Source organism: Streptomyces sp. NBC_01618 (genome assembly GCF_045209435.1).
GTDB lineage: Bacteria > Actinomycetota > Actinomycetes > Streptomycetales > Streptomycetaceae > Streptomyces.
Map to the genome: position 1 here is coordinate 1,612,556 of NZ_CP109297.1, position 16,648 is coordinate 1,629,203.

The following is a 16,648-nucleotide window of genomic DNA, read 5'->3' on the forward strand; positions in this document are numbered from 1 at the left end:
CCAGGGTGAAGTTAGGTTAGCCTAGCCTCTCCATGGGCCCGCTCACCTCTGCGCTCGATTCACCGGGAACCGTCCGCCCTACAGCCCGAGCCTGGCGACCGCCTTCCCACTGTCCAGCCCGCACGAGCCGTCCCCGGCGTACGACCACGCCGCCCCGCAGAGCGCCCGCAGCCCGTCGAGCACGTCCCCGTCCCCGTCCAGCACCAGATCGTCGCCGCGCACCGCCGCCGTCCAGCCGCCACAGCCGAATGCGTCGCCCGTACGCGTCACTTCGGGCTGCCCGGTCAGCAGTCCCCGCAGGTCGGCGGCCACATACGTCGGCCGGTGCTTCGGCTCGGCGGCCACCAACTGCGCCGCGTCCGTCACCCCGGTGAGCACCAGCAGGGAGTCCACGCCACCGTTGAACGCCCCCTCGATGTCAGTGTCCAGCCGGTCCCCGACCACCAGCGGGCGTTCGGCCCCGGTCCGCAGCACCGTCTCCCGGTGCATCGGCGGCAACGGCTTCCCGGCGACCTGCGGCTCGGCCCCCGTCGCGATCCGTACGACCTCCACCGCCGCACCGTTCCCCGGAGCGATCCCCCGGGCGCTCGGAATCGTCAGATCCGTATTGGACGCGAACCACGGCACCCCGCGCGCGATCGCGTACGCCGCCTCGGCGAACCTGCCCCACGTCATGTCGGGCCCGCCGTACCCCTGCGCCACCGCGACCGGCTCGTCGTCCGCCGATTCCACCGGCACCAGACCGCGCTCCCGCAGCGCGACGCGCAGCCCCTCGCCACCCACCACCAGGACCCGCGCTCCGGCCGGCAGCTGATCGGCGATCAGCCGGGCCACCGCCTGTGCCGAGGTGATCACATCGGCGGGCTCGGCCGGAACCCCCAGTTCGGTCAGATGCTCGGCCACCGCGGCCGGGGTCCGCAGGGCATTGTTGGTCACGTAAGCAAGGTGCATCCCGCCGCCGCGCGCCGCTCCCAGCGAGTCGACGGCGTGGACGATCGCGTGGCCGCCCGCGTACACCACCCCGTCGAGATCGAGCAGCGCCGTGTCGTACGCCTCGTTCAACGCGGTGCTGCTGCCGGCCGGCCTGGTCCTGCTCGCCTGACTCATTCTTTGCGCTCCTCATTCCATGCTTCTGTCCCGAATCATCGCGCATCGCCGCCGCACACATACGATGCAGAAATGAACACATCAGGTCCGGCCGGCCAGGGACTGCGTCTGATCCCGTTCCGTGGACTGCGATACGTCCCCGAGCGCGTCGGCAGTCTCGCCGCGGTGACCTCGCCGCCGTACGACGTCGTGGTGCGCCCCGACGGGCTGCATCACCTGGAGTCGGCGGACCCGCACAACATCGTCCGGCTGATCCTGCCGCAGGCCGACACGGCCGCGGCCCGCCACAATCAGGCCGCCGAGACCCTGAACCGCTGGCTGGCCGAGGGCATACTCGCTCCTGATCCCGAGCCCGCCCTGTACGTCTACGAACAGCGCAACGACGAGATCCTGCAACGCGGCATCGTCGGGGCGCTGGCGCTCTCCGCCCCCGCCGACGGCATCGTGCTGCCGCACGAGGACGTGATGGCCCATGTGGTCGAGGACCGGGCCGACCTGATGCGCACCACCGCCGCCCACCTCGAACCACTGCTGCTCACGTACCGCAACAACGGCGACGGCTCGGGCGCGACCGCCGTCATCGAGCGGACCATCGAGCGACCACCGCTGCTCGCCACCACCACCGAGGACGGTTACAGCCACCGGCTCTGGGCGGTCACCGACGCGGCCGACCGGGCCGAGATCGACGCCGATCTCGCCCATCACCAGGCCCTGATCGCCGACGGCCATCACCGCTGGGCCACCTACCTCCGCCTCCAGCAGGAGCACACCGCGCCCGGCCCCTGGGACTTCGGCCTGGTACTCCTCGTCGACACGGCCCGCTACCCGCTCCGGGTCCGCGCCATCCACCGGCTGCTGCACCGCCTCCCGGTCGCCGACGCCCTCACCGCGCTGAACGGCCTCTTCCGCATCCGCGACGTCGAGGGCCCGCTCCCCAAGGCCCTGGAAGCACTCGCCGAGGCGGCCACTGAGGGCAACGCGTTCCTGCTCGCGGGTGACGGCGGCTTCCATCTCGTCGACCGCCCCGACACCGACCTTCTGCACCGTACGATTCCGGCCGACCGCCCGACCGCCTGGCAGACCCTCGACGCGACGGTCCTGCACGCGGCCCTGCTCGACCACGTCTGGCAGATCCCCGACGCCCCGGAACACATCGCGTACATCCATGACACCGCGGCAGCCGTCGAACAGGCCGAACGTCACAACGCCACTGCGGTCCTGATGCATCCGGTACGCGAGGAGGTCGTCCGGGACCTCGCCCGGCAGGGCGTCACGATGCCCCGCAAGTCGACCTCCTTCGGCCCCAAGCCGGCCACCGGCCTGGTCCTGCGAAGCCTCACTCTCGGTTGACGCACACGGCAACAGAAAAGGGCGGCACCCCCGGGGGTGCCGCCCTCGCTCATGCGTTACGCCTCGGACGTACCGTCCTTGTCGGTGGCGTCGCCCTTGTCGTCGTCCGCGACGTCGTTCTCGTCACTGTCCTCGTCCACGTCGTCACCGAGGGCATCGACGAACTCGACACCGTCCAGTTCGGCGAGCCGGTCCGACGCATCGGTCGCGCCGTCCTTGTCGGCCTCCAGCGCCTTCCCGAACCACTCACGCGCCTCGTCCTCGCGCCCCGCCGCCAGCAGTGCGTCCGCGTACGCGTAGCGCAGTCGCGGCGTCCATGGGTGCACGGCGTTCGAGGCGAGCTCGGGGCTCTGCAGCGTGACGATGGCGGCGTCGATCTGCCCCATGTCCCTGCGGGCCCCCGCGGCCACCAGCCGCATCTCGACCTGACCGGCCTTGTCCAGCTTCTGCACCTCGGGCTCGCCGGCCATGGCCATCGCCCGCTCGGGCCGCCCGAGTCCACGCTCGCAGTCCGCCATGACGGGCCACAGCTCCACGGAACCGGTCATCCGCTTGGCCGCCCGGAACTCCGCCAGCGCCTCCGAGTACTTCTGCGTCGCGTACGCGGCGAACCCGGCCGCCTCACGCACCGCAGCGACCCGCGAGGCCAGCCGCAAGGCGATCCGCGAGTACGCGTACGCCTGCTCGGGGTCCTCGTCGATCAGCCGGGCAACCATGACGAGGTTCCTGGCGACGTCCTCGGCGAGCGTCTTCGGCAGGCTCATCAGCTCCTGCCGCACGCCCTTGTCGATCTCGTCACCGGTGACGTCGTCGGGAATCGGAAGCCGCTTGATGGGCTCACGGTCCCGGTCGTCCCGCCGCTCGTACCCACCCCGGTCGTCCCGCCCGCGGTAACCGCCCCGGCCGCCACGGTCATCGCGCTGCCCGCGATATCCCCCGCCACGGCTGTCGTCCCGACGGAACCCGCCACCGCGGCTGTCGTCGTCCCGACGCGGCCCACGCGGCCGGTCGTCCCGCCGCTCGAACCCACCGGGACGCCCACCCCGGTCATCGTCCCGACGCGGCCCACGGTCGCGGTCACGGTCATCGCGACGGAACCCGCCACCACCGGTAGGCCGGCTGTCATCCCGCCGGAACCCACCGGAACGGTCGTCCCGCCGATCGTCGCGGCGGAACCCACCACCGGAACCGCCACCGCGGTTGTCGTCACGACGCGGCCCACGGTCACGGTCACGGTCGCGATCGTCCCGACGGAACCCGCCACCGCGGCTGTCGTCGTCCCGACGCGGCCCACGCGGCCGGTCGTCCCGCCGCTCGAACCCACCGGGACGCCCACCCCGGTCATCATCCCGACGCGGCCCACGGTCGCGGTCACGGTCATCGCGACGGAACCCGCCACCACCGGTAGGCCGGCTGTCATCCCGCCGGAACCCACCGGAACGGTCGTCCCGCCGATCGTCGCGGCGGAACCCACCACCGGAACCGCCACCGCGGTTGTCGTCACGACGCGGCCCACGGTCACGGTCACGGTCGCGATCGTCCCGACGGAACCCGCCACCGCGGCTGTCGTCGTCCCGACGCGGCCCACGCGGCCGGTCGTCCCGCCGCTCGAACCCACCGGGACGCCCACCCCGGTCGTCATCCCGACGCGGCCCACGGTCACGGTCACGGTCACGGTCACGGTCATCGCGACGGAACCCGCCACCACCGGTAGGCCGGCTGTCATCCCGCCGGAACCCACCGGAACGGTCGTCCCGCCGATCGTCGCGGCGGAACCCACCACCGGAACCGCCACCGCGGTTGTCGTCACGACGCGGCCCACGGTCACGGTCACGGTCGTCCCGACGGAACCCGCCACCACCAGTGGGCCGGTTGTCGTCGCGCCGGAAGCCACCGCGGTCGTTGTCCCGGCGCGGCCCGCCGGAGCGGTCGTCACGACGGCCGCTGAAGCCGCCTCGGTCACCACCGTCCCGGCGACGCGGCTCGCGCTCCGAACGATCGTCGGGAGAGTTGGTGGACATCGGCGTGACTCCTTCATCGGGTACTACAAGACATTCTTACGCAGTCGGACACTCGACGCGCTACGACAAAACAAAAGGACCCTTGGTCCCAGCATGAACGCTGGGACCAAGGGTCCTTGAAAGATTGTTCGGCGGCGTCCTACTCTCCCACAGGGTCCCCCCTGCAGTACCATCGGCGCTGAAAGGCTTAGCTTCCGGGTTCGGAATGTAACCGGGCGTTTCCCTAACGCAATGACCACCGAAACCCTATCGGGCCACCCCGCAAAGCGGGATATCGGCACTTAGCGAACAAGCACACTTTTCAATTAAGTAGTGAAACTGTTCAACCGGTGCGACTGTTCGCAACCCGGGAACAACACAGTGGACGCGAGCAACTGAGGACAAGCCCTCGGCCTATTAGTACCAGTCAGCTCCACCCGTTACCGGGCTTCCACATCTGGCCTATCAACCCAGTCGTCTACTGGGAGCCTTAACCAATCAAGTTGGTGGGAATACTCATCTCGAAGCAGGCTTCCCGCTTAGATGCTTTCAGCGGTTATCCTTTCCGAACGTAGCCAACCAGCCATGCCCTTGGCAGAACAACTGGCACACCAGAGGTTCGTCCGTCCCGGTCCTCTCGTACTAGGGACAGCCCTTCTCAATATTCCTACGCGCACAGCGGATAGGGACCGAACTGTCTCACGACGTTCTAAACCCAGCTCGCGTACCGCTTTAATGGGCGAACAGCCCAACCCTTGGGACCGACTCCAGCCCCAGGATGCGACGAGCCGACATCGAGGTGCCAAACCATCCCGTCGATATGGACTCTTGGGGAAGATCAGCCTGTTATCCCCGGGGTACCTTTTATCCGTTGAGCGACAGCGCTTCCACAAGCCACTGCCGGATCACTAGTCCCGACTTTCGTCCCTGCTCGACCCGTCGGTCTCACAGTCAAGCTCCCTTGTGCACTTACACTCAACACCTGATTGCCAACCAGGCTGAGGGAACCTTTGGGCGCCTCCGTTACTCTTTAGGAGGCAACCGCCCCAGTTAAACTACCCATCAGACACTGTCCCTGATCCGGATCACGGACCCAGGTTAGACATCCAGCACGACCAGAGTGGTATTTCAACGACGACTCCACAACCACTGGCGTGGCCGCTTCAAAGTCTCCCACCTATCCTACACAAGCCGAACCGAACACCAATATCAAACTGTAGTAAAGGTCCCGGGGTCTTTCCGTCCTGCTGCGCGAAACGAGCATCTTTACTCGTAGTGCAATTTCACCGGGCCTATGGTTGAGACAGTCGAGAAGTCGTTACGCCATTCGTGCAGGTCGGAACTTACCCGACAAGGAATTTCGCTACCTTAGGATGGTTATAGTTACCACCGCCGTTTACTGGCGCTTAAGTTCTCAGCTTCGCCGACCCGAAAGTCGGCTAACCGGTCCCCTTAACGTTCCAGCACCGGGCAGGCGTCAGTCCGTATACATCGCCTTACGGCTTCGCACGGACCTGTGTTTTTAGTAAACAGTCGCTTCTCGCTGGTCTCTGCGGCCACCCCCAGCTCGGAGAGCAAGTCTCCTCACCAGTGATGGCCCCCCTTCTCCCGAAGTTACGGGGGCATTTTGCCGAGTTCCTTAACCATAGTTCACCCGAACGCCTCGGTATTCTCTACCTGACCACCTGAGTCGGTTTAGGGTACGGGCCGCCATGAAACTCGCTAGAGGCTTTTCTCGACAGCATAGGATCATCCACTTCACCACAATCGGCTCGGCATCAGGTCTCAGCCTTAACGTGTGACGGATTTACCTACCACACGGCCTACACCCTTACCCCGGGACAACCACCGCCCGGGCTGGACTACCTTCCTGCGTCACCCCATCGCTTACCTAATACAAGTCTGGTTCGTCGGCTCCACCACTACCCTCAACTCCGAAGAGATCGGGCCGGCTTCACGGACTTAGCATCGCCTGATTCAGTATTGGGCGTTTCAAAGCGGGTACCGGAATATCAACCGGTTGTCCATCGACTACGCCTGTCGGCCTCGCCTTAGGTCCCGACTTACCCTGGGCAGATCAGCTTGACCCAGGAACCCTTAGTCAATCGGCGCACACGTTTCTCACGTGTGTATCGCTACTCATGCCTGCATTCTCACTCGTGAACCGTCCACAACTCGCTTCCGCGGCTGCTTCACCCGGCACACGACGCTCCCCTACCCATCCGTACTCCCGTTGGGGATACATGTACGAATGACACGACTTCGGCGGTACGCTTGAGCCCCGCTACATTGTCGGCGCGGAATCACTTGACCAGTGAGCTATTACGCACTCTTTCAAGGATGGCTGCTTCTAAGCCAACCTCCTGGTTGTCTCTGCGACTCCACATCCTTTCCCACTTAGCGTACGCTTAGGGGCCTTAGTCGATGCTCTGGGCTGTTTCCCTCTCGACCATGGAGCTTATCCCCCACAGTCTCACTGCCGCGCTCTCACTTACCGGCATTCGGAGTTTGGCTAAGGTCAGTAACCCGGTAGGGCCCATCGCCTATCCAGTGCTCTACCTCCGGTAAGAAACACACGACGCTGCACCTAAATGCATTTCGGGGAGAACCAGCTATCACGGAGTTTGATTGGCCTTTCACCCCTAACCACAGGTCATCCCCCAGGTTTTCAACCCTGGTGGGTTCGGTCCTCCACGAAGTCTTACCTCCGCTTCAACCTGCCCATGGCTAGATCACTCCGCTTCGGGTCTTGAGCGTGCTACTCAACCGCCCTATTCGGACTCGCTTTCGCTACGGCTTCCCCACACGGGTTAACCTCGCAACACACCGCAAACTCGCAGGCTCATTCTTCAAAAGGCACGCAGTCACGACTGTTGCTCCGAAGAACAACAGCGACGCTCCCACGGCTTGTAGGCACACGGTTTCAGGTACTATTTCACTCCGCTCCCGCGGTACTTTTCACCATTCCCTCACGGTACTATCCGCTATCGGTCACCAGGGAATATTTAGGCTTAGCGGGTGGTCCCGCCAGATTCACACGGGATTTCTCGGGCCCCGTGCTACTTGGGTGTCTCTTAAACGAGCCGTCAATGTTTCAGCTACGGGGGTCTTACCCTCTACGCCGGACCTTTCGCATGTCCTTCGCCTACATCAACGGTTTCTGACTCGTCTCACAGCCGGCAGACTATGAAAAAGAGATCCCACAACCCCGCATGCGCAACCCCTGCCGGGTATCACACGCATACGGTTTGGCCTCATCCAGTTTCGCTCGCCACTACTCCCGGAATCACGGTTGTTTTCTCTTCCTGAGGGTACTGAGATGTTTCACTTCCCCTCGTTCCCTCCACACTGCCTATGTGTTCAGCAGCGGGTGACAGCCCATGACGACTGCCGGGTTTCCCCATTCGGACACCCCCGGATCAAAGCTTGGTTGACAGCTCCCCGGGGCCTATCGTGGCCTCCCACGTCCTTCATCGGTTCCTGGTGCCAAGGCATCCACCGTGCGCCCTTAAAAACTTGGCCACAGATGCTCGCGTCCACTGTGCAGTTCTCAAGCAACGACCAGCCACCCATCACCTCGCCCATGCAGGCGAGTTCACTGGGGCCGGCGTTTGAAGGCAACCTTGCGGCCATACCTTCAGACACCCAACAGCGCGCCCAGTACCCGTAATTCATCCGGTTCGCTTTCCACGCTCCAAGGAGCAGTACTTACGACCCGGTTGAACCACCAGGTACTGAATAGTCAACGTTCCACCCATGAGCAACCACCGTCGGACATTTGCCGACGTAGTGGCCTCTGACCAGGCAAAGCCCGGTAAGAAGTGCTCCTTAGAAAGGAGGTGATCCAGCCGCACCTTCCGGTACGGCTACCTTGTTACGACTTCGTCCCAATCGCCAGTCCCACCTTCGACAGCTCCCTCCCACAAGGGGTTGGGCCACCGGCTTCGGGTGTTACCGACTTTCGTGACGTGACGGGCGGTGTGTACAAGGCCCGGGAACGTATTCACCGCAGCAATGCTGATCTGCGATTACTAGCAACTCCGACTTCATGGGGTCGAGTTGCAGACCCCAATCCGAACTGAGACCGGCTTTTTGAGATTCGCTCCGCCTCGCGGCATCGCAGCTCATTGTACCGGCCATTGTAGCACGTGTGCAGCCCAAGACATAAGGGGCATGATGACTTGACGTCGTCCCCACCTTCCTCCGAGTTGACCCCGGCAGTCTCCTGTGAGTCCCCATCACCCCGAAGGGCATGCTGGCAACACAGAACAAGGGTTGCGCTCGTTGCGGGACTTAACCCAACATCTCACGACACGAGCTGACGACAGCCATGCACCACCTGTACACCGACCACAAGGGGGGCACCATCTCTGATGCTTTCCGGTGTATGTCAAGCCTTGGTAAGGTTCTTCGCGTTGCGTCGAATTAAGCCACATGCTCCGCTGCTTGTGCGGGCCCCCGTCAATTCCTTTGAGTTTTAGCCTTGCGGCCGTACTCCCCAGGCGGGGAACTTAATGCGTTAGCTGCGGCACCGACGACGTGGAATGTCGCCAACACCTAGTTCCCAACGTTTACGGCGTGGACTACCAGGGTATCTAATCCTGTTCGCTCCCCACGCTTTCGCTCCTCAGCGTCAGTAATGGCCCAGAGATCCGCCTTCGCCACCGGTGTTCCTCCTGATATCTGCGCATTTCACCGCTACACCAGGAATTCCGATCTCCCCTACCACACTCTAGCCTGCCCGTATCGACTGCAGACCCGGGGTTAAGCCCCGGGCTTTCACAACCGACGCAACAAGCCGCCTACGAGCTCTTTACGCCCAATAATTCCGGACAACGCTTGCGCCCTACGTATTACCGCGGCTGCTGGCACGTAGTTAGCCGGCGCTTCTTCTGCAGGTACCGTCACTTTCGCTTCTTCCCTGCTGAAAGAGGTTTACAACCCGAAGGCCGTCATCCCTCACGCGGCGTCGCTGCATCAGGCTTTCGCCCATTGTGCAATATTCCCCACTGCTGCCTCCCGTAGGAGTCTGGGCCGTGTCTCAGTCCCAGTGTGGCCGGTCGCCCTCTCAGGCCGGCTACCCGTCGTCGCCTTGGTAGGCCATCACCCCACCAACAAGCTGATAGGCCGCGGGCTCATCCTTCACCGCCGGAGCTTTCAACCCCGTCCCATGCGGGACAGAGTGTTATCCGGTATTAGACCCCGTTTCCAGGGCTTGTCCCAGAGTGAAGGGCAGATTGCCCACGTGTTACTCACCCGTTCGCCACTAATCCACCCCGAAGGGCTTCATCGTTCGACTTGCATGTGTTAAGCACGCCGCCAGCGTTCGTCCTGAGCCAGGATCAAACTCTCCGTGAATGTTTTCCCGTAATCGGGACAACACAACACGAGAGCGGAACGATCAGCCGGAATAAGACCGATCGTCCACAGCGTCCTCGCTGTGTAAATTGCCCACCGGGTCATTGACCCCGTGGGACTTTCAAAGGAACCACCAACCTGCCGAAGCAGGCCGGGGTATCAACATATCTGGCGTTGACTTTTGGCACGCTGTTGAGTTCTCAAGGAACGGACGCTTCCTTTGTACTCACCCGTAGAACATTCTCTCGGGCTTTCCTCCGGGCTTTTCCCTTCGGTCTTGCGTTTCCGACTCTATCAGACTCTTTCGTGTCCGATTCCCGGTCGAAGCGGGGTTGCTTTCCAGTTCTCCGCTTTCGCGTTTCCCTTTCCGGCGGTTCCAACCTTACCAGACTCATTTCGTTCCGTTTCCGGCTCGAATTTGAATTCTGGCGACCTTTGGAATGGCCTTGCCTTTCGGCGTGTCCACTACATTAACCGATTCTTCTGGCGACTCATAATCGAGTCGATGGGGTCGAATTACGGCATGCCGAATTCGCACCCGCCAGGGTGAGTCGTAGGTAGTGGTTGGCCGCTTCCGGATGCTCGGGGCGGTCCGATGGACCGTACCGACAGCAGTACCCGTTTCAAGCGGCTCGGGCTACATTAGGCGGCCCCCGAGGAGGAGTCAAGTCGCGCGGCGGCGTGGCACATGGGCCTTGTAGGGGCTCACCGTGGGATCTCCGTCGATCCAGAAGCGCCAGGGGTGTACGGATCCGTCGCCGCCCACTCCGGTGCGCGGGCCGCTGCGTACCCGGTCGCGGGGCGGTGGTGCCCCGTGCAGTACGACCAGCGGGGCGCCGGGGTGGGCGATGGTGTCGGTGCCGTTGAGTGCGCGGTCGATGTCGAGGGCGGTGGCCAGTCGCGCCGGGCCTTTGGCCAGTTCCTTGTCATTGCGGGCCGAGATTCGACGTTTGCGAGCGAGGTCTGCGCCGACCTGGATGCGTCCGGCGCGGAGCAGAACACCACTTGCCTTGCCCTCGGGGCCGCACACCAGGTTGAGGCAGTGCCACATGCCATAGGTGAAGTAGACGTACGCGTGGCCGGGTGGTCCGTACATGACGCTGTTGCGTCGAGTGCGGCCTCTGAAGGCGTGCGATCCGGGGTCGATCTCGCCTGCGTAGGCCTCCACCTCGGTGAGGCGGAGTTCGATGGGGCCGTCGGGAGTGGTGCGTACCAGGGTCCGGCCCAGGAGGTCGGGTGCCACCTCCAGTACGGGGCGGTCGAAGAAGTCGCGTGTCAGGGGAGTACGGTCCGGGCCCTCGATCATGGCGTTCGAGGGTACCGGGAACCGTCTACTGTCGTGGCGCGTATCTAGGGGGCAGGACCAAGGAGGAGTAAACATGGGCTTCAAGCGGCTGCTCGCGAGCATGGGTGCCGGTGGTGCTTCGGTGGAGACCGAGCTGACCGAACTCAACGTCGTACCGGGTGGGGTAGTCCAGGGCGAGGTGCGGATCCAGGGCGGATCCGTGGATCAGCAGATCGAGGGAGTCTCCGTCGGTCTGCAGGCCCGAGTCGAGGTCGAGGGCCAGGACACGGAGACCAAGCAGGACATCGAGTTCACCAAGCTTCGGCTCGGTGGCGCGTTCGAGGCGCGGGCCGGTGCCGTGCACGTCGTACCCTTCGGGCTCGAAATTCCCTGGGAGACGCCGATCACGATGTTCGCCGGTCAGCATCTGCACGGCATGAACATCGGCGTGACCACGGAGCTGGAGATCGCGCGGGCGCTGGACTCGGGCGACCTGGACCCGATCAATGTGCACCCGCTGCCGGCCCAGCAGGCCATCCTCGACGCCTTCGGGCAGCTCGGTTTCGGCTTCCGCAGTGCGGACATGGAGCGCGGCCACATCCGCGGTACGCGGCAGCGGCTGCCGTTCTACCAGGAGATCGAGTTCTTCCCGCCGCAGCAGTACCGCGGGCTGAACCAGGTGGAGCTGACGTTCGTCGCGGATGACCGCGAGATGGACGTCGTCCTGGAGATGGACAAGAAGGCGGGGCTCTTCAGCGAGGGCAGCGACTCGTACCGCGCGTTCAAGGTCGGGCTGAACGACTTCCACGAGACCGACTGGGCGGCGTACCTCAACCAGTGGCTCGCCCAGGTCGGCGGTCGGCGCAACTGGCTCTAGGGTCGGGGGGAAACCTGCTGACAGCAGGAGAGCGATCAGGAGAGGTGCTGACGTGACCGAGCAGAAGAGGGCGCCGCTGCCGCACGACTTCCATCCCGAGGTGCCGTCGTTCACCGTGGTGAGCGAGGACCTCGCCCCCGGGTCCGTGCTGGCGGATGCCCAGGTGTTCGCGGCCGGGAACACGTCGCCGCAGCTGCGATGGGAGGGGTTCCCGGACCGCGCCAAGAGTTTCGCCGTGACGTGTTTCGATCCCGATGCTCCGACGGGCAGCGGATTCTGGCACTGGGTGGTCTTCGACATCCCGGCGTCGGTCACGGAACTGCCGGCCGGTGCGGGCAGCGGAAAGTTCGAAGGGCTGCCGGCGAGTGCCGTTCAGGTCCGTAACGACTACGGGTCGAAGGAATTCGGCGGTGCCGCTCCGCCGGCCGGGGAGAAGCACCGCTATGTCTTCACCGTGTACGCGGTGGACACCGAGAAGCTGGGGGTCGACAGCGATGCGTCGCCCGCGGTCGTCGGATTCAATCTGCGGTTCCACACGCTGGGCCGTGCTCAGCTGATCGGCGAGTACACAGGGCCTGCCTAGTACCCGGTGAGCCGAGAGTTCGCTTCCTGTTTGCCCTGCCCTGGTCTTGGAGAGATCAGGGCAGGGCATTTTTTATTGCGTTGTCCATCACGGCCTGCCCAGCCAGAGTTGATCCGGGCCTGCCAGGGGGCGGGTGGCACACGGGAGGTGGGCGAGATGCGGGACACGCTGGTACTGAACGCGAGCTTCGAGCCGCTGTCGACGGTGACGCTGAACCGTGCGGTGGTGCTGATTCTGCAGGACAAGGCCGTCGTCGAGCAGTCGCACCCCGAGCTCCGTATGCGTGGTGCCGCCGTCGATATTCCGGTGCCCCGGGTGATCAGGCTCTGCCGGTACGTACGGGTGCCGTTCCGAAGACAGGCCCCATGGTCCAGAAGGGGCGTGCTGATACGGGACCAGCACCGGTGCGCGTACTGCGGGCGGCGGGCGAGCACCGTCGACCATGTGGTGCCGCGTGCCCAGGGCGGGCAGGACACCTGGCTCAACACGGTGGCGTCCTGCGCGGAGGACAATCACCGCAAGGCGGCCCGGACGCCGGAGCAGGCGGGGATGCCGCTGCTGCGGCAGCCGTTCGTGCCGTCTCCGGCGGAGGCGATGCTGCTGGCGCTGGGGGCGGGTGAGCGGTCGGCGCTGCCGGAGTGGCTGGACCGCACTGCAGCGTAATCGGCGTACGCATGTTGTCTTACCGGAAGCCCGTCTCCTGTGGGGGCGGGCTTCCGTGTGTCAGCGGAGCAGCAGCTGGACGATGGCGACCGTGCCGACGGCGACGATGAGGACGCGCAGGACGGTGGGGCTGAGGCGGCGGCCGACCTTGGCGCCGATCTGGCCGCCGAGTGCCGAGCCGACGGCGATCAGTACGACGGCCGTCCAATCGAAGTCCGCGACGAAGAGGAAGAAGAGCGCGGCGACACTGTTGACGATGGCGGCCAGGACGTTCTTGACGGCGTTGAGGCGCTGCATCGTGTCGTCGAGCAGCATGCCCATGAGGGAGAGGTAGATGATCCCCTGGGCGGCGGTGAAGTAGCCGCCGTAGACGCTGGCGAGCATGAGTCCGACGAAGAGGAGCGGGCCGCCGTCGGGGCGTGCGGAAGTACCGTCGTGCTCGCGTCGGCGCTGGACCGCTTTGCTGATGCGGGGTTGCAGGATGACCAGGACGAGGGCCAGGGCCACCAGGATCGGGACGATCGTCTCGAAGGCCGTGGAGGGCAGGGTCAGCAGGAGGACGGCGCCGGTGAGGCCGCCGACCAGGGCACCGATGGCGAGCTTGAGGACGCGGCGGCCCTGCCCCGCGAGTTCCGCGCGGTAGCCGATGGCACCGCTGACGGAGCCGGGAATCAGGCCGAGGCCGTTGGAGACGGTGGCGGTGACCGGGGGCAGACCGGTGGCGAGCAGCACTGGGAAAGTGATCAGCGTTCCCGATCCGACGATCGTGTTGATCGTGCCGGCGCTGATGCCCGCAACAAAGACGGCGAACATCTCCCAGATGGTCATGACGAATCCCCCGTACATGATCGGTGGTTGGTGCACTGATCATGCACGAGGGCGTGTACGCGTCAGTCGACCGGGGGCTGTTCCCGGCGTTCCTTGCCGGTGTCGAATCCGGGGACGCCGTTGCCGAGGTTGCCGAAGGCGCCGCTGAGGCCCTTGAGGGCGTCGCCGATCTCGCTGGGCACGATCCAGAGCTTGTTGGCGTCGCCCTCGGCGATCTTCGGGAGCATCTGGAGGTACTGGTACGAGAGGAGCTTCTGGTCCGGGTCGCCGGCGTGGATGGACTCGAAGACCGTACGGATGGCCTGGGCCTCGCCCTCGGCGCGCAGGGCCGAGGCCTTGGCCTCACCTTCGGCGCGCAGGATCGCGGACTGCTTCTCGCCCTCCGCGGTGAGGATCGCGGACTGCCGGGTTCCTTCGGCCTGGAGGATCGCAGCGCGCTTGTCACGGTCGGCGCGCATCTGCTTCTCCATCGAGTCCTGGATGGAGGTGGGCGGCTCGATCGCCTTGAGCTCGACGCGGTTGACGCGGATGCCCCACTTGCCGGTTGCCTCGTCGAGGACTCCGCGGAGGGCGGCGTTGATCTCCTCGCGGGAGGTCAGGGTGCGCTCCAGGTCCATGCCGCCGATGATGTTGCGGAGGGTGGTGACGGTGAGCTGCTCGATCGCCTGGATGTAGCTGGCGACTTCGTAGGTCGCGGCCCTCGCGTCGGTCACCTGGTAATAGATGACCGTGTCGATGTTGACGACGAGGTTGTCCTGGGTGATCACCGGCTGGGGCGGGAAGGGCACGACCTGTTCACGGAGGTCGATGCGGTTCCTGATCGAGTCGATGAATGGAACGACGATGTTCAGGCCTGCGTTGAGCGTGCGGGTGTAGCGGCCGAAGCGCTCCACGATGGCGGCGCTGGCCTGCGGAATGACCTGGATCGTCTTGATCAGGGCGATGAAGACGAGCACCACCAGAATGATCAGGACGATGATGATCGGTTGCATCGTGTTCCTCGTTGCCCTTCGGTTGCCGATGGATCGCGATGATCGAGGTCGAGATCCTGGGAGGGGCCGTATGTCTGTGTCCGGACGGTCCCGATCTCATGATCATCGATATCGAGTCTGACAGAACGTGCTCTGTCGCGTGGGTGGTTCGGTCACATGACGACTGCTGTGGCGCCGTCGATCTCGACGACGTCGACCTGTTGGCCCGGATCGAAGCTCTGGTCCCCGTCGAATGCGCGGGCGGACCAGATCTCTCCGGCCAGCTTGATCCGGCCTCCACTGCCGTCGACCCGTTCCAGGACGACCGCCTGACGGCCTTTCAGCGCATCGATGCCGGTGGCCAGTTGGGGCCGGTCGGCACGGTGTCTGGCGGCGATCGGCCGGACCACGGCGACGAGCGCCACGGAGACCACGACGAATACCAGTACTTGGGCCACGATGCCGCCGCCGAGTGCCGCGACGACCGCCGCGGCGACCGCTCCGACGGCGAACATGCCGAACTCGGGCATCGCGGTCAGGACGAGCGGGATGCCCAGTCCCACCGCGCCGATCAGCCACCACACCCACGCGTCGATGTCCACGTGGTCATGGTAGGACCGCGGGTGCCCTCGCGGACAGGGCGCAAGAGGGTCTGGTCGGAGAGGGTCTGGCTGGGCGGGCTCTGCTCTGCCGGGCCGGTTCTGTTTCAGGAGAGCGGGAGTCCGTGGGCCGTGTAGCGGTCGCCGGTGTGCTCGACGATCAGCGGCAGTCCGAAGCAGAGGGAGAGGTTGCGGGAGCTGAGCTCGGTCTCCATGGGGCCCGCGGCGAGCACCTTGCCCTGGCGGATCATCAGGACGTGGGTGAAGCCGGGGGCGATCTCCTCGACGTGGTGGGTCACCATGATCATGGAAGGGGCGTACGGGTCGCGGGCCAGTCGGCCGAGGCGGCGGACCAGGTCCTCGCGGCCGCCGAGGTCGAGTCCCGCGGCGGGCTCGTCGAGGAGCAGCAGTTCGGGGTCGGTCATCATGGCGCGGGCGATGAGGGTGCGCTTGCGCTCGCCCTCGGACAGGGTGCCGAACTTGCGGTCGAGGTACTCGTTCATGCCGAGGCGGTCGAGGAAGGCGCGGGCGCGCTCCTCGTCGACGGCCTCGTAGTTCTCGTGCCAGGTGGCGGTCATGCCGTAGGCGGCGGTGAGCACCGTCTGCAGAACGGTCTGGCGCTTGGGCAGCTTCTCGGCCATGGCAACGCCCGCGATACCGATGCGGGGGCGGAGATCGAAGACATCGGTGCCGACGCCCCCGAGTTGCTCGCCGAGGATCTTGGCGGTACCGGTGCTCGGGAAGAGGTAGCTGGACGCGATGTTGAGGAGGGTGGTCTTGCCGGCGCCGTTCGGGCCGAGGATGACCCAGCGCTCCCCCTCCTTGACCTGCCAGGAGACGTCGTCCACCAGAGCGCGTCCGTCGCGGACCACGGATACGTCCACCAGCTCCAGTACATCGCTCATGGCGCGTTGTCTCCCCATGCAGTGTCGAGATCGTCGCGTGCCTGTGGGCACAGCTCCCAGGGAAATCTACGCCACCGCAGGAGTGCGTCAGGCGCTGGGCCCGTGTGAGGACAGGCCCCTGC

12 protein-coding genes and 3 rRNA genes are annotated in these 16,648 nt (G+C 65.0%); 4 read left to right on the forward strand and 11 right to left on the reverse strand.

Features of this window, described 5'->3' with window-relative positions; translation table 11 throughout:
* Window positions 1-78 precede the first annotated feature (78 nt).
* A complete protein-coding gene (locus tag OH735_RS07630; protein WP_406380562.1) occupies window positions 79-1,107 on the reverse strand; it encodes an HAD hydrolase-like protein in 1,029 nt (342 codons plus the stop codon).
* A gap of 72 nt (window positions 1,108-1,179) precedes the next feature.
* Here OH735_RS07630 and OH735_RS07635 point away from each other — a divergent pair, with 72 nt between their 5' ends.
* Window positions 1,180-2,457 (forward strand): DUF1015 family protein, encoded by a 1,278-nt coding sequence (locus OH735_RS07635; protein WP_406380564.1) that lies wholly within the window; start codon window positions 1,180-1,182, stop codon window positions 2,455-2,457.
* A gap of 56 nt (window positions 2,458-2,513) precedes the next feature.
* Here the strand turns inward: OH735_RS07635 and OH735_RS07640 are convergent, their stop codons facing one another.
* The 6 genes from OH735_RS07640 to OH735_RS07665 form a co-directional block, all read right to left on the reverse strand.
* A complete protein-coding gene (locus tag OH735_RS07640) occupies window positions 2,514-3,221 on the reverse strand; it encodes a tetratricopeptide repeat protein (RefSeq protein ID WP_406380565.1) in 708 nt (235 codons plus the stop codon).
* On the reverse strand, window positions 3,221-4,393 hold the full coding sequence (locus OH735_RS07645; protein ID WP_406380567.1) for a hypothetical protein: 1,173 nt from the start codon (window positions 4,391-4,393) through the stop codon (window positions 3,221-3,223). Before OH735_RS07645 ends, OH735_RS07640 begins: the two co-directional genes overlap by 1 nt.
* A 211-nt stretch (window positions 4,394-4,604) precedes the next feature.
* Window positions 4,605-4,721: ribosomal RNA gene (gene rrf / locus OH735_RS07650) — 5S ribosomal RNA — on the reverse strand.
* A 133-nt stretch (window positions 4,722-4,854) separates the two neighbouring features.
* Window positions 4,855-7,979 (reverse strand): 23S ribosomal RNA (locus OH735_RS07655).
* 310 nt (window positions 7,980-8,289) lie between these two features.
* Window positions 8,290-9,815 (reverse strand): 16S ribosomal RNA (locus OH735_RS07660).
* Together the 16S, 23S and 5S rRNA genes form the textbook arrangement of a ribosomal RNA operon.
* Window positions 9,816-10,479: 664 nt before the next feature.
* Window positions 10,480-11,121, reverse strand: a complete 642-nt coding sequence (locus tag OH735_RS07665) for a DNA-3-methyladenine glycosylase (RefSeq protein ID WP_406380569.1) — start codon at window positions 11,119-11,121, stop codon at window positions 10,480-10,482.
* 73 nt (window positions 11,122-11,194) lie between these two features.
* On the opposite strand from OH735_RS07665, the gene OH735_RS07670 reads away from it, so the two are divergent.
* From OH735_RS07670 to OH735_RS07680, 3 genes are all read left to right on the forward strand, one after another.
* Entirely contained in the window at window positions 11,195-11,977 is a 783-nt protein-coding gene (locus OH735_RS07670; protein WP_406380571.1) for a sporulation protein, read from the forward strand.
* A gap of 52 nt (window positions 11,978-12,029) precedes the next feature.
* On the forward strand, window positions 12,030-12,560 hold the full coding sequence (locus OH735_RS07675) for a YbhB/YbcL family Raf kinase inhibitor-like protein (protein WP_406380573.1): 531 nt from the start codon (window positions 12,030-12,032) through the stop codon (window positions 12,558-12,560).
* Between the two features lie 156 nt (window positions 12,561-12,716).
* Complete coding sequence (locus tag OH735_RS07680; protein ID WP_406380575.1) at window positions 12,717-13,223, forward strand: HNH endonuclease; 507 nt, start codon at window positions 12,717-12,719, stop codon at window positions 13,221-13,223.
* A gap of 60 nt (window positions 13,224-13,283) precedes the next feature.
* On the opposite strand, the gene OH735_RS07685 is transcribed toward OH735_RS07680, so the two are convergent.
* From OH735_RS07685 to OH735_RS07700, 4 genes are all read right to left on the reverse strand, one after another.
* Window positions 13,284-14,051, reverse strand: coding sequence for a sulfite exporter TauE/SafE family protein (locus tag OH735_RS07685; RefSeq protein ID WP_406380577.1), 768 nt, complete (start codon window positions 14,049-14,051; stop codon window positions 13,284-13,286).
* A gap of 62 nt (window positions 14,052-14,113) precedes the next feature.
* The gene (locus OH735_RS07690; RefSeq protein ID WP_266745381.1) at window positions 14,114-15,043 is read right to left on the reverse strand and encodes an SPFH domain-containing protein; all 930 of its coding nucleotides are present in this window, start codon (window positions 15,041-15,043) and stop codon (window positions 14,114-14,116) included.
* 152 nt (window positions 15,044-15,195) lie between these two features.
* Complete coding sequence (locus OH735_RS07695; protein WP_406380578.1) at window positions 15,196-15,624, reverse strand: NfeD family protein; 429 nt, start codon at window positions 15,622-15,624, stop codon at window positions 15,196-15,198.
* Between the two features lie 104 nt (window positions 15,625-15,728).
* Window positions 15,729-16,526: an ABC transporter ATP-binding protein gene (locus OH735_RS07700; protein ID WP_406380579.1), complete on the reverse strand. Its 798-nt coding sequence runs from the start codon at window positions 16,524-16,526 to the stop codon at window positions 15,729-15,731.
* Window positions 16,527-16,648 lie beyond the last annotated feature (122 nt).